Below are 15,236 nucleotides of genomic sequence, written 5' to 3'. Positions count from 1 at the left end.
TTTTGCTCGTAAATAGTAAATACTATAATTTTATTTTGATTTATATCATAAATAATCTTTTAATCACTTAATTGCGAAAAATCGTAATTAATGTAATACTGTTCTTTACTTGCTATATTCACATCGGAGTACTTTATGGACATATTGGATACCATTCGCAATCGCTACCCAACCTTCAACAAAACCCAACGGAGGATTGCCGATTATCTGCTTCAGCATCCCGACACCAGCTGTTTTTCTTCTCTCAGGCAGTTGGCACAAAATGCCAACACCACCGAGGCGACCATCTTAAGTTTTTCCCGAAAGCTGGGGTACAAGAGCTTTCTCGACCTAAAGAGCGAGCTCCAAAACTACATTTCGATGTGGATGTCCCCAAATGAAAAGATAAAGACGGCCATACATCAGGGAAAAAGCAGCAACGATATCCATACCGAGATTGTTGAAGCAGAACGAAACGCCTTGGTCCAGACCTTCAATTATATTAGCGCCAAAGATTTTCACGCAGCGCTTCGTCTGCTGAGCGAGGCAAAACGGGTCTATGTGCTGTCGTATGACTTTGCGAACACAGTGGCAAATCTTTTCGCCGCACGATTCATTCGTCTCGGTGTGGATGTCGTCAGCCTGGGCTCACTCTCCGTGCCTGATACGCTCTATAGACTGGCATTATGCACACCGGATGACCTCATTGTTCTGTTCTCCTATGCACCGTACAGTCTGCCTCCGGTGAAATTCGCCCGCCATCTCCATGCAGAGGGAAACAAGGTTCTATGCTTCTCAGATAGCGTGTCATGTCCCATAGGACAAGATGCCGATGTCATTTTAACGAGCATTACCAATCAAACCATCTTTTTTAACTCAATGACCGCCCCCGCCTCTTTGGTGAACCTTCTCGCCTCTCTTTTCGTCTTGGAAAATAAGGAGCGATTCGATGCCTACAAAGAAAAAGTGGACAGCCTAAAAACCATGATCGAAGATACACACTTCTAAATGGAACAGACAAGCCTTCCGTGACGCATCACCACCTTCCCTCCCGCGATCAGGCTATCCTGCCGCATTTCCTCGTTTAGAAGCAGGATATCCGCATCCGCTCCCTCCTGTAGGCACCCCTTGCGAGGGTAGAGCAAAAGGGCTTTCGCCACGTTTTCCGTACAGGGGAGAACAGCCTCTTCCAGTGGAATGCTTTCTTTTTTTACCAGCGCCTCAACCACACCGTGGAGGTTGCCGACCTTCCCGACACCAAGCCCAATCATCTCATGGCGGTCATTCCAGACAGGTATGCTGCCGTTCCCGTCTGAACTCATTGTAACAAGGCCCTTGGGAGCCCTATGCAAAGCCTCGGCAACGACGCGTGCCGTTCCCTCATGCTCCTCTCCCGTCGTAAAATCGATATACCCACCCAAAGAGGCGAACCGGAGGGCCTCATCCAGCTTGTTTCCCAAATGGGTCGGTCGAAAGGTTCCAACCGGGATGTTACTTTCCCTGATGATCCGGAAGAGCAGAGCAAGCCCATCAGCTCCTTTTCCCGTATGAAGATGAACAATCCCGGCCTTCCCGCTTAGAATCCCGGCCTGTCTGGCGTCTGCCGCCAGTCGCACGAGCTCCTCTTTCGTGATACCAGAAGATCGATGATCGGCGATCGCGATCTTAACTCCGATTACTTCATCGATCATCATGATATCCTTCCGGACACTTCCGGTAACCGTGGGAGATGGATACTGGTATGCCCCGGTGAGGCAATATGCAGAAAGGCCCTCTTCCTTTAGTGCCTTTGCCTTCGCCACCACACTTTCAACGCTGCGTGTCGTCCCGTCGGTTCCCAGAAGACCTACAACGGTGGTCGTTCCCGCTTGCATCAATGCACCGGCCGCAAGCGGAGGAACCTGAGTGGAAAATCCTCCTTCGCCACCCCCCCCAGTGATATGTACGTGCTGATCGATATAGCCTGGAACAGCCCGACATCCGCAGCCGTCGATTCGTTCCATTGCGTCATACCTGCACACTATCGCTTCGGCAATCCGGGCGATCCTCCGGTCGGCAATCAAGATCTCAGAAGATTTCCATCTTCCTTCCCGATATACGAGAACATTGGACAATAATTTCAGCATACTTCTTCCACCCCGGCCAGAATAGCGATCAAACGCTTACATCTCATCCATATTCGGCTTCTCCGCCAAAAATTCCGCCTCAATTCCGAGATTGCGAAAATAGTTGCAAAGCGCCATTAGTGCGAACTTCTCGGTAGAGTAATGGGTCCCCCCCAAAAGAGTGATTCCATGCTCCTTTGCCGCCGCATGTATCTTTTCCACCCATTCCACACTTTGAGCCGTCACTCCGGTAACCATCACATTTATACCCTTTTCTTTTAAGAAGCGATAGGCATCGGTACTTCTTGCTATACCTGCCATGATGGCAAATTTCCCATTGTTGAGCTTCTCGCTCCCATAGCGATAACACTTTACCCCATGTCCCAACGTCGTTTCAAAACAATCCTGCAGCTCTGTCACCGTTGTAAAACCCGTCTGACAAAGTGCCCCAAGCTGTGCACCGTTTTGCGGATACCATGATTCATAAGGGTTGGCATGCATCGCCTGAGCCAGTGTGTTGCCGGGGGAATAAGGGCCCGCCACATCAAGAGGAATATGGTAGGAAAAAAGCGTAATTTCCTGGGCAGCCATCTTTTCTACCAATTCAGCGGGAATAGTCCCGTATCCAGCCTCAAGGCTCGGCATTTGCGGCACCGGGTGGTGACAGAAAAGCATGACATTTTTTTCGTCGCGACCGAGGATCTCTTCAATTACCCCAGGGGCTGCAAAGGTAGCCGTATACACCTTCTCGATTCGATCCGTATTATGGAACTGTACACCTACCTTTGGAAACACATCCGTATACACCTCCGGCTTAAATTGTTCCGCCAGACGATCATAAAGAAAATCCGCCGATACAAAACTTCTATTCATGTAAAGACCTCCTTGGATAATTATATCACTTACTATAATTTTCTACAATATTATTAGTATTGACACAAAAATTAGATATGTTACGATATTATTATATATATTATTAAAGTATGAATAACATTAACAATAAAAGAAAGGATGAACTAATGGAATATCATTTTGATACAAACCAACTTTATCATGATTTCGAACACCTTCACGATACACCCGAAATCGCGTTTCAGGAACATCGGACATCGGACTTTATCCAAAAGGAATTGAAAAAAATCGGTTTTTCTGTCAAAAAAATAGGCGATACAGGACTGCTTGCCCATATGGAAGGCAAGAAACCAGGCGCAGCAATAGCGTTACGGGCCGACATGGATGCACTCAGTTTTTACAAAGAAGACGGAAGTGTACAACATTTTCATGCCTGCGGCCATGACGCCCATAGTGCCATGGTGCTTGCAGCAGGAAGGCACTTCGCCGCTCAAACCATCGACGAAGGGATCCTCTATCTTTTGTTCCAGCCTGGCGAGGAGAGCATGCTCGGTGCAAAAAGAATTCTGGCGCACGGGCTCCCCAGGCTCGACGGCATGATAGGCATCCACCTACGTCCAAAAATCGAGATGCCGCTCGGCTCGGCAACCCCCGCGCTCCTTCACTCTGCATCGCTTCCTATCACCGTTCACTTTCATGGCAAGGCCGCCCATGCCGCACGGCCCTTTCTCGGTATTAACGCCGTTTCCTCTGCCGCCATGCTGATACATGCCGTCGACACACTCACATGGGACACCGAAGAGGATTGGTCCGCAAAAGCAACCGTCGTCGACAGTCATCAAAATCAGCACAACATCATCCCGGAATTTTGCTCAGTCACCCTCGATATCCGATCCCAGAACAACGAGCTGGGAAGCAGCATCACCCAAAAAATAAAAACGCTTGCAAAAGAGGCAGCTGATCAATTCGGCACAACCCTCAGCTTTGAGGAAAATCCGGGCTATGCATCCAACTATGATCCCTCACTCGTCGACATATGCAGGAATGCAATCACCACAGTCCTCGGTAAGGTCGAACCGCCTACTCACACTCCTGGTAGCGAGGATTTCCATGCGTACAGCATGATCGGAGGCATTCCCACCGCCTACATCGGTCTCGGCTCCGACCTTGTGCCCGGTCTTCATTCGCCGGATATGCAGTTCGACCACTCCTGCTTACCCATCGGAACGGCCATTCTGATCGAAGCCGTAACCAACTGTTTTAAGCAAATAGCGCCTCATGCCGCCGCACCGAAAAACGAATGCTAAAAAGGCCGCCCGTGTTATGCATCCTTCCCGGACGCTCTTTTTGGGCGTCCCCCTTCGGGCCAAAGGCCCTCGGGTCGGGCTTGCTCCGAAGTCCGCTTCGCTTCCGTCCTCGGCTCCGCCTCGGACCGGCCTTGCGGCCGTTCTCCGCATCCCTGACGCAATCTACTGCCGGTGTCTTTCCCCTGAAAACGGGGCCGTCATTTCGACAGGTAGCCTGAAAGAGACGCTGTACGGCAAAAGCTATCTTTTTATGCCGCGCATTGTCAGACCGAAAGCCGTTTCTCGTATTTTGAAGCCATCAAAGGGAGAACGGTGCATAAGCTCGACAAGTTCATCCTGTGTATATGCGGCCCGGACCGAGGTGACAAACCCCTGCTTTATCCTTTTCCCGGGGACAAAAAAGCGCATAAACGCCATGAGCAGGCGATTAAGGTCCCGCTTCAAGTCGCTTATGAACAGCGTACCCCCCGGTTTTAGAACCCGATGTATCTCATTCAGTGCGGCAGCAGGGTCTTCCCATTCATGAAGGGAACCGTTGGAAAAAACATGATCCGCGGAATTGTCCTCCAGCGGGATGGATACAGCATTACCCTCCAGATACGAAGTCCGGGAGCCCAAACCATAATCAGCACAGTTTTTTTTCGCAAGCGCAATCATCGCAGGGCTTATTTCAACCCCGACAAGGCGTGTCCCGCTGGTCGCCTTGAGCCATTCCAGTCCGAGATAGCCAGGACCAGGACCAATCTCCACCACAAGTCCGGTACAAATACCGCTTTTGATGATTTCTTCAGTTTCCAGTATTCCCCGGTCCCGAAAATGACGTTGCATCGCATCAAATTCTTCTACCGTAACCCGATCCTGAATGCCTTCGTTTGTCTCTATGACTCTCTTCTGTTTCATGTTGCACTCCTATTCAATATTATATATACAAGATTGTATATTAGCATAAAAAAATCACTCATATTTCTCTTCCCGCATCCCCTGCAAAAGCTCCTCAAGCCAGGAGAGCTCGGCCTGAGCATGATACCGGGAATGCGAAAAGATAGCAGACGCGAGGGGAGGTACCATGGGATTCGCAAGCATTTCCGTCTCATGTCCATCCAGGTAGCTAAGGGACCGTCGTGCCGATTCAATTCGATTTCGCAAGTATTCAATCCGCTCTTTTTTAGGCAGTTCCCTAAGGAAGAAAAGCCCCACGTCAAAAGAGAAAAATGTACGCTCATCCTTCAGCCACACATCGCGCAAGAGTCGCGTGAACTCATCTCTACCAGCCTCGGTTACCTCGTAAACCCGACGTGAAGGACGGCTCCCCTCCTTCTGAACCGCTATCTCCCGAACAAGCCCCTCTTTGGTGAGTTTGTTCAAGGCAAAATAAATGGATCCGAAGGCAATCGAAGTCCAATCACCCATATACCGCTCGATAATCCCTTTGAGTTCATAGCCGTACAAGGGCCGCTCCTTTAGCAGCCCGAGAATCACTAATCGTGTTGACATAACACAACGGTCCTTTCTACTTATTCAAGCTTGTATATTTTATATAGAAATAAAAGCCTTGTCAAGCGCCCTTCTGTTCGGCAAAGACAACATCTCTCCCGTTGATAGGAGGCATATCTTTGCCTTCCTAAGCAACAAGAGAAAATTCGGCCACATCCTTTGATTCTCGGAATCTTGCCGCATTATCGGGATTGATACTGGATACTATCTGCTGCCCCAAAAGGCCAAAGGCAGGAGAATCTCAGATATCTCAGCAGGAGCTATTTCTTCACAGCCAGAGTAATCCCCGTTCCGATCAACATAGTTCCTGCGGTACGATGTATCAGTCGGATTTTGCGCTGGTCTTTGAAGAAAAAACCAGCTCTACTTGCAGTATAGGCATAAGCAACAAAAGAGCTGCCGAGTACCGACATGAAAATTAAGATAATGAAAAGGGCACCTCTAAAAACTACTCAAAAATAAGTTTTTTGGGTGCTTGGTCAAAGTTATTATCGGTACAACATGTCCGATATCCGATTAAAGTAATATTTTCTTTTTGACACTCACCTTGTTCAGGCAGCGTTTTCCTCTTTGGATTCATTCTTACATCCTTTGCAGCTGTAGGGAAGGGTTCATATTGTAGCCCAGATTCATCAGTCCGATTATCGCCTCAGCTTTCTCTATTCCTATAGATCGTATCGTTGACCCGTTCACACTGTTGTGTATGAAGCCAAAATGCCGGTTTTCCACCCTTGGTGGTCCATTTAGTATCGGTATCTTTTTGACTTTTCTTCGATTCATTCCAGTTATCAGGAGTTTTTCCATTTTTGATCTCTTCGTTTTCTTCTCGACTGTTGCGCTGTTCTGGTGCCTCTGCGAAGCTGGCATCAACGATATTTCCGCCTTGAACGATGACCCCATTCTCCATAAAAAATGAGCGGAACTTCTCGAACAGAATTTCTATTTTACCCTTCTTTGTAAGGGTTTCTCGAAAATCCCAAATGGTCTTCTCATCTGGTACAGTGTCATTGATCTGTAGACCGAGAAATCTCATGAACGAAAGTCGGTCTAAGATGTGAAACTGCATCGGTGCATCGGAGAGATTGTACAATTGTTAAAGTACCAGGATTTTAAGCATCATCACATAATCAAATGGAGGTCTTCCTCCAGGTCCTTTTGCTTCTTTACGAAAGGCTTTCTTGAGAATCGGACGAAACATTTCCCAATCGATGTATTCATCCAGCTTCCGTAACGGGTCTCCCTGTTTGCTGACCTTTCCCAAACGGAAATCTTCATCAAAAAAGCCTTTTTGTTGCGCCATCTCTCATCCTCCCGGAGGGAGAATATCACAATTACAAATTTGGGGAAATTCTGATAGTTTTTGAGGTGCCCTGATTATAAAAAGATAAGGTTTTTTAGGACTTTCCTACCAGCCTATTGCCGATAACATCCTGACCAGTAGCTTTATCTGCCAGACCGGGAAGAATATGAGTACAAAAGAAAATATGAGAACTATGAAGCCCCTACTCAGGACCACTGGACAAAATGGTCATCAAATGAGGTCAGACCGAACGAGCGATTTGATTCATGGTTCTCGGCCCTGAGCGCTTTTCATTTGGGATGGCGCCTGAACAAACCGGAAAAGAGAGGCTTTTCCGGAGAATTACGCATGAAACGCATAGGTGAGGTTCAATTTGTACATTGTACATGCGATCCATGCAGCGGGCAGCGGGATTCCGCCGAGGTCGCCCGGGACACGGAAGAATACTATGGCCTTTTGCTTATTCAGAAAGGGAGTGAATTGATCCGCCACCGAAACAGTGACGTAATCGCTCATACGGGAGAGGTGTTTTTCTGGGATTCCACTCTCCCCTTACAATTTGCCCTGCCTGATAGACTCAAAAAGACCACCATGTTCATCCCCAAAACTCATCTCCAAAGACAGCTGATCCATGTTGATGAACTGGTTGGAACCGTTCTACCCGCACGAACAGGCCTTGGGGCGCTTGTCAATGCCAATATAACCACGATAGGGGATCAATTACAAAACTTGACAGGAGATTCATACACTCTGGCGGCAAATCTATCTCTGGAACTCATCACTTTTGGATGAACAGTCTCAATCCCTTGTCGATGAACAAGACACAGAGGGAGTTGCTGGACCGAATTCTCTCCTATGTTGATCAGCATCTTGCGGATCCCGGCCTAACACCTCAACAGATAGCGGACGGATGCAACATCTCCCTGAGACATCTGCATCGCATATTTTCCACAACGAATACATCCGTATCACAATGGATAACCAAACGTCGCCTGGAACAATGCTGGCAGGACCTTGCAAAAACGGGACAAATTGCACAAACTGTCACCGATATAGCGTTCCGATGGGGATTCAATGATGTGTCCCATTTCAACAGAGCCTTCAAACGTACCTTTCAGATTACACCCAGCCAACACAGGAAAACCGCGGAGTCCTGATATAATACAAGAGGCATCTCGTCGGGGCTTGCGATAGATAGGCAGGAAGGCTTTGTTTTCTCAATCCCAGTCAATCATTCTGGGCGGGTTACGGGGTGAGACGGTTTCATATCATCACCATCTAAAGCTTAAATCGTAATCGATAACAGGTTTCCTTTCCAGTTTCCAAATTAAGCGTTGCATCAAGCTGTTGTGCCAAAGAAGAAATAAGTTCACTTCCCAAACCCTTGGGCCCGTCGGAGAATGGCTTGCCGTCATTGGCAAAGGAAAGATCTACACCATCAGTAGTGATTTCCCCCACAATTCTCAATGTGCCACCCGGCTGAAGCCCATATTTAATCGCATTGGTAATGACCTCCGTGGCAAATATCCCAAGAGGGATCGCTTGGTTTGTGGAAAGCGAAAAGGGAGCAATTCGTACATCGATAAAAACAGAGAAAGAACAGAATGATTCCACAATGGTCTCGGCCAGGCCTGTGAGGTACTCTTGAATAGCTATGCTATGAAAATCGTCATTCTTATACAACCTATCGTGAACTTTCTGGATTGCAAGGATTCGGGCGCTTAGGTCTTTCAGGGTTTGTTCAGTATAGGGACCACCCCGGTCGATAATCAGGCTGATTATTCCGCTAATTAGGGCAAGATTGTTTTTTACCCGGTGATGTACTTCCTTGATCAGTAATTCTCGTTCAGCATTAGTCTGCACTAAGTGTTGATTTACCTCTTTCAGAGCCAAATTATGTTCCCGCATCCGTCTTGCATATCCACGTTGTTGCATGATCTTCCCTAAAACGCCTGCAAGCAGGCCGAGCCCGAGAAGGACAAAGATGATTTGCAGCGTCTGCCGACGCCAGAAGATGAGTTCATCTTCTAAATTAATAACCACCATGGCATAGAAGGGAAAGGAGGCCACCTGATAGAGGGATGCTGCCCACTTTTTATCGACATGTACATGCACGCCGCCCAGAATTCTGGTTTTGCCGGCCGTTCCTCCATCAGGAGAGTCCAACCAGGAGTCATGTAACGGAACATCAGGACCATCATCGGGTTGTCGCAAAATTTCTTCACGATCCGCGGTATATATGCTTATACGGAGAGGATTATGAAGAAGGGGGTCCTCAACAGAAGGCAGCAGAGAGGCAGGAGAAACAATGGTATCGACAATCGCACGGATATCCCCATTTTCGTCGCTTATAGACCGGCTGATGTGGATGTGATAATGAGCGGAGTCTTGTTTACGGGTTATAATGGAAAAGCTGATCCCGGTTTGTCGATGAACCGCTACAATATGAGAAAGCCAAGGCGCATCGACCTGTGCAGAAGGGCTTCGCCAGATTTCATGAGCCTCAGGATCAAGAACAACCATAGATTCCACTTGAGGAGTCAAAAGCAGTTCCCTTCTGATGCGCCGGTCGTTTTTATCTGTCACGACAGCCAGACCGGATGGGGTTTCTTCGATCATACTGGCTGCTACACGTAAAAAAGAGTCGATATGTTCGAGACTATCATTTATATACTGGGCAGTGAATCCTGCTTGATACTCTGCTTCAAGGGCCGCACGTTTATCGATTTGCATACGGCGTTCACGGGCAGAAATCAAGGTCACAAGGATTATTGTAAGTGCAAATATGATTCCAATACCGACAGAAAGTATCGAAGGGAAATGGAACCGCCCATCTATAGTCACCTCAAAACCCCTCTACCGATCCTCAAGTTCGATGAAATCAGGATCAATTCCTAATTCACGGATAATTTGAGAGCGATGCTCCTGTAAGTCCATATGCGCTTTATTTATTTCCAGGTCCGAAGGCACAGTAATGATAATGCCGTTTTTCTGGGCAACTTCCATAGCTTCCGTCTGCGCCTGGGCTGCGGCTCCCCGTTGTTGGAGAGCAAGTTCATCCCAGGTATCTCTAAAAATTCGCTGTTGATGCGGGGTCAAAAGCCCCCAGAAATGTGTGGATACGATGGGCACATATTGAGGAAAATACTCATAATCAAGAAATGCAAATCGAATTCCGTCTTTCCAAAGCGCAGCACTTCGTATCGTTTCAAAAGTGGTAAGCAGGCCGTCCACCGTTCCATCGCGAATACGGGGAGGCAGATCAGGCCATGAAATAATAACGCCGGTGGCACCGAAAATCTCTACCCGCATCTTGTTCGCTATCCCACCAGCGACCCGAATACGGCAGCCGACAAAATCGTCGAAACGTTGTATTTGCTTACGGGTTGTAAAGATATGAGCTGCACCCAAATCCATCCATTTACCCGGTACAATAACGTTAAGATTGTACTCGATTCGTGCAAGAAGCTCACGCCCCATATCGCTTTTGAGAAAACGATCCGTCCCTATGCGTTCCGCTCCAAAAAAATCCGGCAACAGGAGATATCCGATCTCAGGAACATAACGACTAAGCTGCCAGGTGCCGGGTACCGCCATTTCCAGATCTCCCCGGGCAATGGCACCAACCACTTCACTATCGCGAAATAACTGTGCGGAATCAAAAAAACGTACCTCGACAGCACCTTCCAAACGCTCTGAGAGGAGTTCGGAAAAACGCCGAACATACTGGGCCTGCACATGGGTCTCTGTATTCTCCACAGAAATTCGCAATATCGGTCGGTTTTGTGCGAACAAAGATCCGGGACATAAGATACAGAATAAAAGGATATTGATGCATACGGGCACTTGTTTCATGATACGGCTACCTACCCCTATTCCCTATTATAGGTATCTGCATATACCCCACTATAAGCAAGCATTGGAGACAACGCAAATGGGAAATACTGGCACACGATTTTCCACCGATAAGCAGATTGGTAAAGAGCCCTGTAAGCATCGCCTTCGGCTTCATGCATTGTTAACGATAATAGTTATTTCCGAGATTCCAAAATCTTCGAAGCCTTCTCGGTTTGCGATGGAAAAAGATCGGACGGCACCGCCTCTGCCCCCGCCGCTACCTTTACCATATGGCGTGCACATTTTGCATTGTCTCCAAGACAGTACTGTCTCTTCATTAGATCTGCAGTCACCGGCTTATTCACCATCCTATCCTGAAAAAAAGGACACGTTGGAAGACATTCACACTCGGCCATATCCTTCTCCTCCTCCTAAATCAGATATTTACGTCTGCTATGCTTATAGGATAGGCTTTTGATTCAACAATCGCAATTGTCTCTCTTTGGGATAGATAAGTATCTGTATCCAATCGGCTTGAATCCCGAATGAAGAGAGAGGGATAAAGTCCGATCAACTCCCTCGAAAGACGGCGTCCCTCTTTCTGTAAGGAGATACTATTCTTTCAAGAAATCCTTCAGACTTTCTTTTGTAATCAAGTTTGCAGGAACATCAACGACGGGAGAGACCGTTTCACCGTTTATCGTTTTCACGGCAGCCTCAACGGCAAGATACCCCATAAGGTACGGCTGCTGTGCAACAGTGGAAGCAGCATTAATCTGACCGCTATCCATCACCTTGATCGATCCCTCGGCAGTTTTATTACTTGTTCCACCAAAGGTTGTTTTTCCTTTAAGACCAAAATCCGTATCCAATGCAAGTACCGGAATACCGGCTTCAAGGGCGGACGAGAAGCACCGATAACACCATACTTTTCCCCGGCGGCTTTGCACCCTTCACGTACAGTATTCACTCGTAAGCGCCTTTAGAACTACGGGAATTTGCAGCGATTCGTCCTGAAATTCCATTAAGAAAACTGCTTTATCCTTACCACGGTCAACTTGAGTATTAATGATCTGTTGTGAACCTTACTATTATCCTGATTTATGTCCGCATCTTCCATTATGTTTCCTCTATCTTCTTAACAAGTAAATGCTGTCAATTTATTTCTGTAAAAATCATAGTGTTCGGAATCCTGGTGGTAAGCAATACAAAAATTGAACAACAAAGGCAGGTTTCAGCGTTCATTAGATGATCAGAAACCATTAGCCTTCCCGGGAAACGAAATAGCAGTACGATATTTCACATATTCTGCCATTCGAGCCTTTGTTCAATTACTCTAACCATGGTATAGAGGGCATTTGGACGTTACCCTCGCTCGTTCCTCGCTTCGGGCCAGTCGACTCCGGGGTACGCTCTTCGCTCCCGTCCTCGGCTTCTCGCCTCGGACCGCCTCCGGCGCCCTCCGTCTCCTTAACGCATCGTTAAAGACTCCCTACAATTGCCCAAACCACCCTTCCCGTAGTAGTATTACCTCATGGCAGGCGAGCACGATACACGCTATAAGTTCCTCTTCTCTCACCCTATCTTTGTTCAGCGCCTCATGGAGGCCTTTGTCAAAGAACGTTTCGTTCGTAAACTCGACTTCGATTCCCTCGAACGGGTTGACAAAAGCTTCATTACCGATGACTTCAAAACCAGGGAATCCGATATCATCTGGAAGATCAATTACACCGATAAACCCCTTTACCTCTTCCTTCTCATCGAGTTCCAGTCCACCGTCGACCACTCCATGCCGCTTAGGTTCCTTCGCTACATCACCGAGTTCTATCAAAGCTTTCATCAAACAACCGATTCCGGCCGCTTTCCTGCCGTCTTTCCCATCCTCATCTACAACGGCGACAGAAGGTGGACTGCTTCGTTTAACAGCCGGGACCTCATCGAACAGTCCATCCCGGAAAAGTACATCCCTTCTTTCCAGTACTATCCGGTTATCGAGAACCAGATTCCAAAGCAGAGCCTCGCGAAGATCAAGAACGCCCTTTCCGCGGTCTTCTATGCCGAGAACTCCTCTCCCGAAGAGCTTGAGGCTGAGATCGATATCTTCCTTTCCATTATTACCGAAGAGAAACTTGAGGCAGTCCAGCTGCTGGTTCAGTGGCTGAACAACTTCTTTGCTTCCGTCGAAGAACAACAAAAACAGCCGGTCTTGTCCCGGATCAACGACATTGTGGAGGTAAAATCCATGTTACTTACCAAAATGAAAGAGCATGACCAGATGATGCTCGAGCAGGGCATCAAACAGGGTGTCGAACAGGGCGAAAAGCAGCGGGCGGTCATTACTGCAAAAAAGATGCTGGCCAAAGGCTACTCCATTCAGGAAATATCCGAGCTTACCGGCCTCAGGCAGCAGGAGATCCAGGCATTACGGGATTGAGGATTACGACCTCTCTCTTCCCTCGCTCCGCTGCTCTCTTTGCCTTGCTCCATTTCAAAAAGTTTCCTGATACTACCGGCTGTTTGTGGTACATTCTCATCTGTCACCCAATTCCAGGTAAAAAGGTGTGGCCCTTATGCGCTTTTTTCTTACATTCATCATGCTCTTCTTTTCAAAACGATCCACCGTCTTTTTCAAGTTTGCCCTGCTGGTTAAGGAAAACCAGATCCTCAAGGCCCAGATCAGGCAACACTCACGCAGGATCCACGTCTCCCCTGCAGACAGGCACTTTTTCACCCTTCTCCTCTCCCTTTATCAAAGGCACGAAAACTCCTTACCATCGTCTCCCCCAACACCGTCCTCTATTCATGGAAAAAGCTTTGCAAGCACCGGTGGTCCTATCCCCATCGTACAAGGCCAGGTAGACCTCCCAGCTCCGCTTCCATCAGAAACCTCATCATCGAGATCAAGAAAGACAATCCACTCTGGGGGTACCTCTCACATGGCTTCTCTTTTTTGCTGCGACTTTTTCTGTGTCGATACCATCTTCCACAAGCGCATCTTTGTATTCTTCATCATGCAAACAAGAATGATCGTTCACTTTGGCATTACCGCTCATCCCTCCATGGCATTCATCCGTAACCAGCTCTCTGCCTTCATGTTCGACAGAATCGATACGCAGGTTCTTCTCAGCCACGATAACTCCGGCGAGCTCGCATGGTTTGACTACCGCTCCCTCTCCATCACTCAGGTAAAACTTCCTCCATACTCGCCAAACCTGAATGCCTTTGCCCAACGCTTCGTTCGATCGGCAGAAAGCGAATGCTTTAACTTCTTCATACCCTTCTCACTCCGCCACATCAGGTCCATCATGAAAGCATATGTTTCATACTACAACCACAGGCGGCCCCACCAGGGCATTTCAAATGCATTTCCATGCGGTGCGCCCCCTACTCCCGGGCCGGTGAGAAAAAAGCCCGTACTCTTCGGCCTCTATACTGATTTCTTCACGGCCGCCGCTTAGCACAGTTTTTCATGGCATATCCACGCCATCCTCTTTCCGGCATCCACGCTATGCCTCCGCATCTTTCTTCTATCGATGGATAACGTATAATATCTTGCGCAAATTCTAATTTTGATAAAAAGAAAGTCCTCAATCTGACGATTGATTAAGTACAACCAAAACCACATCAGAGAGAGGACCAAATGTCTGGTACGATTATCGAGATAAATGAGGAAGAAGTCAAAAACCATTTAGGGAATTTTGTTAGAGAAACGGTAGAGGAAACATTGAATGCCATGCTGGAAGCTGAAGCCGAGCAATTGGTCAATGCCCAGAAACACGAAAGAAGAGCTGAGCGCAAAGGGTATCGGGCCGGCCATTATGACCGAAAGCTGTTGACCAAGGCGGGGGAAGTTACCTTTCAGATGCCAAAGCTGAAGAAGGTCACTTTCGAAACGGCGATCATTGAACGGTATAAGCGCCGGGAGATTTCCGTAGAGGAAGCGATGGTGGAAATGTACTTGGCAGGAGTGTCGGTGCGGAGAGTCGAAGACATCACAGAAGCCTTGTGGGGAGCAAAGGTGTCACCGGGAACGATCAGTAATCTCAACAAGAAAATCTACGAAGAAATCGAGAAGTGGCGGAACCTGCTGTCAACACCGGAATGAAATTGCAGTTTTTCATCGGAGTTAAATTGCAGAGTTCCGGCAAAAATCTTTAGAAGCCAACGGCTCCAATCTTCATTCTGTCTTTCATACGATACGAATCGCCTTTAAGGCTCACCACATGGGAATGATGCAAGAGCCTATCCAGAGTTGCAGTGGCGACTGCATCATCAGCCATAATCTCACCCCACTTGCCAAAAGTTTTATTTGAAGTGAGGATGATAGATCCACGTTCATACCGGGTGTTGATGAGCTGGAAA

17 protein-coding genes and 1 pseudogene are annotated in these 15,236 nt (G+C 47.7%); 7 read left to right on the top strand and 11 right to left on the bottom strand.

Annotated elements, in window-relative coordinates; genetic code table 11:
* Positions 1-135 precede the first annotated feature (135 nt).
* Positions 136-987, top strand: coding sequence for a MurR/RpiR family transcriptional regulator (locus F459_RS0107875; RefSeq protein WP_020612187.1), 852 nt, complete (start codon positions 136-138; stop codon positions 985-987).
* Here F459_RS0107875 and iadA read toward each other — a convergent pair.
* Together iadA and F459_RS0107865 are read right to left on the bottom strand one after the other, a co-directional pair.
* Positions 984-2,105: a beta-aspartyl-peptidase gene (gene iadA / locus F459_RS0107870; RefSeq protein WP_020612186.1), complete on the bottom strand. Its 1,122-nt coding sequence runs from the start codon at positions 2,103-2,105 to the stop codon at positions 984-986. The genes F459_RS0107875 and iadA overlap by 4 nt on opposite strands.
* A 36-nt stretch (positions 2,106-2,141) precedes the next feature.
* Positions 2,142-2,957 carry a Nif3-like dinuclear metal center hexameric protein gene (locus F459_RS0107865; RefSeq protein WP_020612185.1) on the bottom strand — a complete coding sequence of 272 codons (816 nt, stop codon included), beginning with the start codon at positions 2,955-2,957 and terminating at the stop codon, positions 2,142-2,144.
* 110 nt (positions 2,958-3,067) lie between these two features.
* On the opposite strand from F459_RS0107865, the gene F459_RS0107860 reads away from it, so the two are divergent.
* Positions 3,068-4,243, top strand: coding sequence for an amidohydrolase (locus F459_RS0107860; protein WP_245540117.1), 1,176 nt, complete (start codon positions 3,068-3,070; stop codon positions 4,241-4,243).
* 240 nt (positions 4,244-4,483) lie between these two features.
* Here F459_RS0107860 and F459_RS0107855 read toward each other — a convergent pair whose 3' ends face one another.
* The 4 genes from F459_RS0107855 to F459_RS23195 all read right to left on the bottom strand — a co-directional run bounded on the left by F459_RS0107855 (position 4,484) and on the right by F459_RS23195 (position 7,037).
* Positions 4,484-5,143 carry a class I SAM-dependent methyltransferase gene (locus tag F459_RS0107855; protein WP_020612183.1) on the bottom strand — a complete coding sequence of 220 codons (660 nt, stop codon included), beginning with the start codon at positions 5,141-5,143 and terminating at the stop codon, positions 4,484-4,486.
* 54 nt (positions 5,144-5,197) lie between these two features.
* Entirely contained in the window at positions 5,198-5,737 is a 540-nt protein-coding gene (locus tag F459_RS0107850) for a PadR family transcriptional regulator (protein WP_026294946.1), read from the bottom strand.
* A gap of 649 nt (positions 5,738-6,386) precedes the next feature.
* Positions 6,387-6,827 (bottom strand): transposase, encoded by a 441-nt coding sequence (locus F459_RS23200; RefSeq protein WP_081623718.1) that lies wholly within the window; start codon positions 6,825-6,827, stop codon positions 6,387-6,389.
* A 3-nt stretch (positions 6,828-6,830) separates the two neighbouring features.
* Positions 6,831-7,037 carry a transposase gene (locus F459_RS23195; RefSeq protein ID WP_020612178.1) on the bottom strand — a complete coding sequence of 69 codons (207 nt, stop codon included), beginning with the start codon at positions 7,035-7,037 and terminating at the stop codon, positions 6,831-6,833.
* Between the two features lie 294 nt (positions 7,038-7,331).
* Between F459_RS23195 and F459_RS0107825 the strand changes: the two genes are divergently transcribed.
* Positions 7,332-7,829 (top strand): cupin domain-containing protein, encoded by a 498-nt coding sequence (locus tag F459_RS0107825; protein ID WP_169517942.1) that lies wholly within the window; start codon positions 7,332-7,334, stop codon positions 7,827-7,829.
* Entirely contained in the window at positions 7,826-8,194 is a 369-nt protein-coding gene (locus F459_RS24650) for a helix-turn-helix domain-containing protein (protein ID WP_020612176.1), read from the top strand. Before F459_RS0107825 ends, F459_RS24650 begins: the two co-directional genes overlap by 4 nt.
* Before the next feature lie 121 nt (positions 8,195-8,315).
* Here the strand turns inward: F459_RS24650 and F459_RS0107815 are convergent, their stop codons facing one another.
* The 3 genes from F459_RS0107815 to F459_RS0107800 form a co-directional block, all read right to left on the bottom strand.
* Positions 8,316-9,800: a sensor histidine kinase gene (locus tag F459_RS0107815; protein ID WP_245540116.1), complete on the bottom strand. Its 1,485-nt coding sequence runs from the start codon at positions 9,798-9,800 to the stop codon at positions 8,316-8,318.
* A gap of 93 nt (positions 9,801-9,893) precedes the next feature.
* Positions 9,894-10,796 carry a TRAP transporter substrate-binding protein DctP gene (gene dctP, locus F459_RS0107810; RefSeq protein ID WP_245540115.1) on the bottom strand — a complete coding sequence of 301 codons (903 nt, stop codon included), beginning with the start codon at positions 10,794-10,796 and terminating at the stop codon, positions 9,894-9,896.
* A gap of 692 nt (positions 10,797-11,488) precedes the next feature.
* Positions 11,489-11,746 carry a type 1 periplasmic-binding domain-containing protein gene (locus F459_RS0107800; protein ID WP_154651655.1) on the bottom strand — a complete coding sequence of 86 codons (258 nt, stop codon included), beginning with the start codon at positions 11,744-11,746 and terminating at the stop codon, positions 11,489-11,491.
* Between the two features lie 662 nt (positions 11,747-12,408).
* On the opposite strand from F459_RS0107800, the gene F459_RS0107795 reads away from it, so the two are divergent.
* Positions 12,409-13,308 (top strand): Rpn family recombination-promoting nuclease/putative transposase, encoded by a 900-nt coding sequence (locus F459_RS0107795; RefSeq protein WP_020612171.1) that lies wholly within the window; start codon positions 12,409-12,411, stop codon positions 13,306-13,308.
* 96 nt (positions 13,309-13,404) lie between these two features.
* Here F459_RS0107795 and F459_RS24110 read toward each other — a convergent pair whose 3' ends face one another.
* Complete coding sequence (locus F459_RS24110; protein WP_169517940.1) at positions 13,405-13,605, bottom strand: hypothetical protein; 201 nt, start codon at positions 13,603-13,605, stop codon at positions 13,405-13,407.
* Between the two features lie 205 nt (positions 13,606-13,810).
* Here F459_RS24110 and F459_RS24105 point away from each other — a divergent pair, with 205 nt between their 5' ends.
* Positions 13,811-14,332: an integrase core domain-containing protein gene (locus F459_RS24105; RefSeq protein ID WP_169517939.1), complete on the top strand. Its 522-nt coding sequence runs from the start codon at positions 13,811-13,813 to the stop codon at positions 14,330-14,332.
* A gap of 182 nt (positions 14,333-14,514) precedes the next feature.
* Positions 14,515-14,958, top strand: a pseudogene (locus tag F459_RS0107785) (IS256 family transposase); the annotation flags it as partial.
* A 70-nt stretch (positions 14,959-15,028) separates the two neighbouring features.
* Here F459_RS0107785 and F459_RS22140 read toward each other — a convergent pair.
* Positions 15,029-15,236 (bottom strand): ATP-binding protein (locus F459_RS22140; protein ID WP_020612169.1); only part of this gene is annotated, 208 nt, incomplete at its 5' end.

Origin of the sequence: Sediminispirochaeta bajacaliforniensis DSM 16054, assembly GCF_000378205.1 — a bacterium.
Taxonomy (GTDB): domain Bacteria; phylum Spirochaetota; class Spirochaetia; order DSM-16054; family Sediminispirochaetaceae; genus Sediminispirochaeta; species Sediminispirochaeta bajacaliforniensis.
The sequence above is the reverse complement of the archived record's forward strand: the minus strand, read 5'-3'. Positions and strand labels throughout refer to the sequence as shown.

What these genes read in the sequence shown, in the direction of transcription:
- F459_RS0107875 (WP_020612187.1), top strand. Translation starts at nt 136, where the DNA reads ATGGACATATTGGATACCATTCGCAATCGCTACCCAACCTTCAACAAA.
- iadA (WP_020612186.1), bottom strand. Translation starts at nt 2,105, where the DNA reads ATGCTGAAATTATTGTCCAATGTTCTCGTATATCGGGAAGGAAGATGG.
- F459_RS0107865 (WP_020612185.1), bottom strand. Translation starts at nt 2,957, where the DNA reads ATGAATAGAAGTTTTGTATCGGCGGATTTTCTTTATGATCGTCTGGCG.
- F459_RS0107860 (WP_245540117.1), top strand. Translation starts at nt 3,068, where the DNA reads ATGAATAACATTAACAATAAAAGAAAGGATGAACTAATGGAATATCAT.
- F459_RS0107855 (WP_020612183.1), bottom strand. Translation starts at nt 5,143, where the DNA reads ATGAAACAGAAGAGAGTCATAGAGACAAACGAAGGCATTCAGGATCGG.
- F459_RS0107850 (WP_026294946.1), bottom strand. Translation starts at nt 5,737, where the DNA reads ATGTCAACACGATTAGTGATTCTCGGGCTGCTAAAGGAGCGGCCCTTG.
- F459_RS23195 (WP_020612178.1), bottom strand. Translation starts at nt 7,037, where the DNA reads ATGGCGCAACAAAAAGGCTTTTTTGATGAAGATTTCCGTTTGGGAAAG.
- F459_RS24650 (WP_020612176.1), top strand. Translation starts at nt 7,826, where the DNA reads ATGAACAGTCTCAATCCCTTGTCGATGAACAAGACACAGAGGGAGTTG.
- F459_RS0107795 (WP_020612171.1), top strand. Translation starts at nt 12,409, where the DNA reads ATGGCAGGCGAGCACGATACACGCTATAAGTTCCTCTTCTCTCACCCT.
- F459_RS24105 (WP_169517939.1), top strand. Translation starts at nt 13,811, where the DNA reads ATGGCTTCTCTTTTTTGCTGCGACTTTTTCTGTGTCGATACCATCTTC.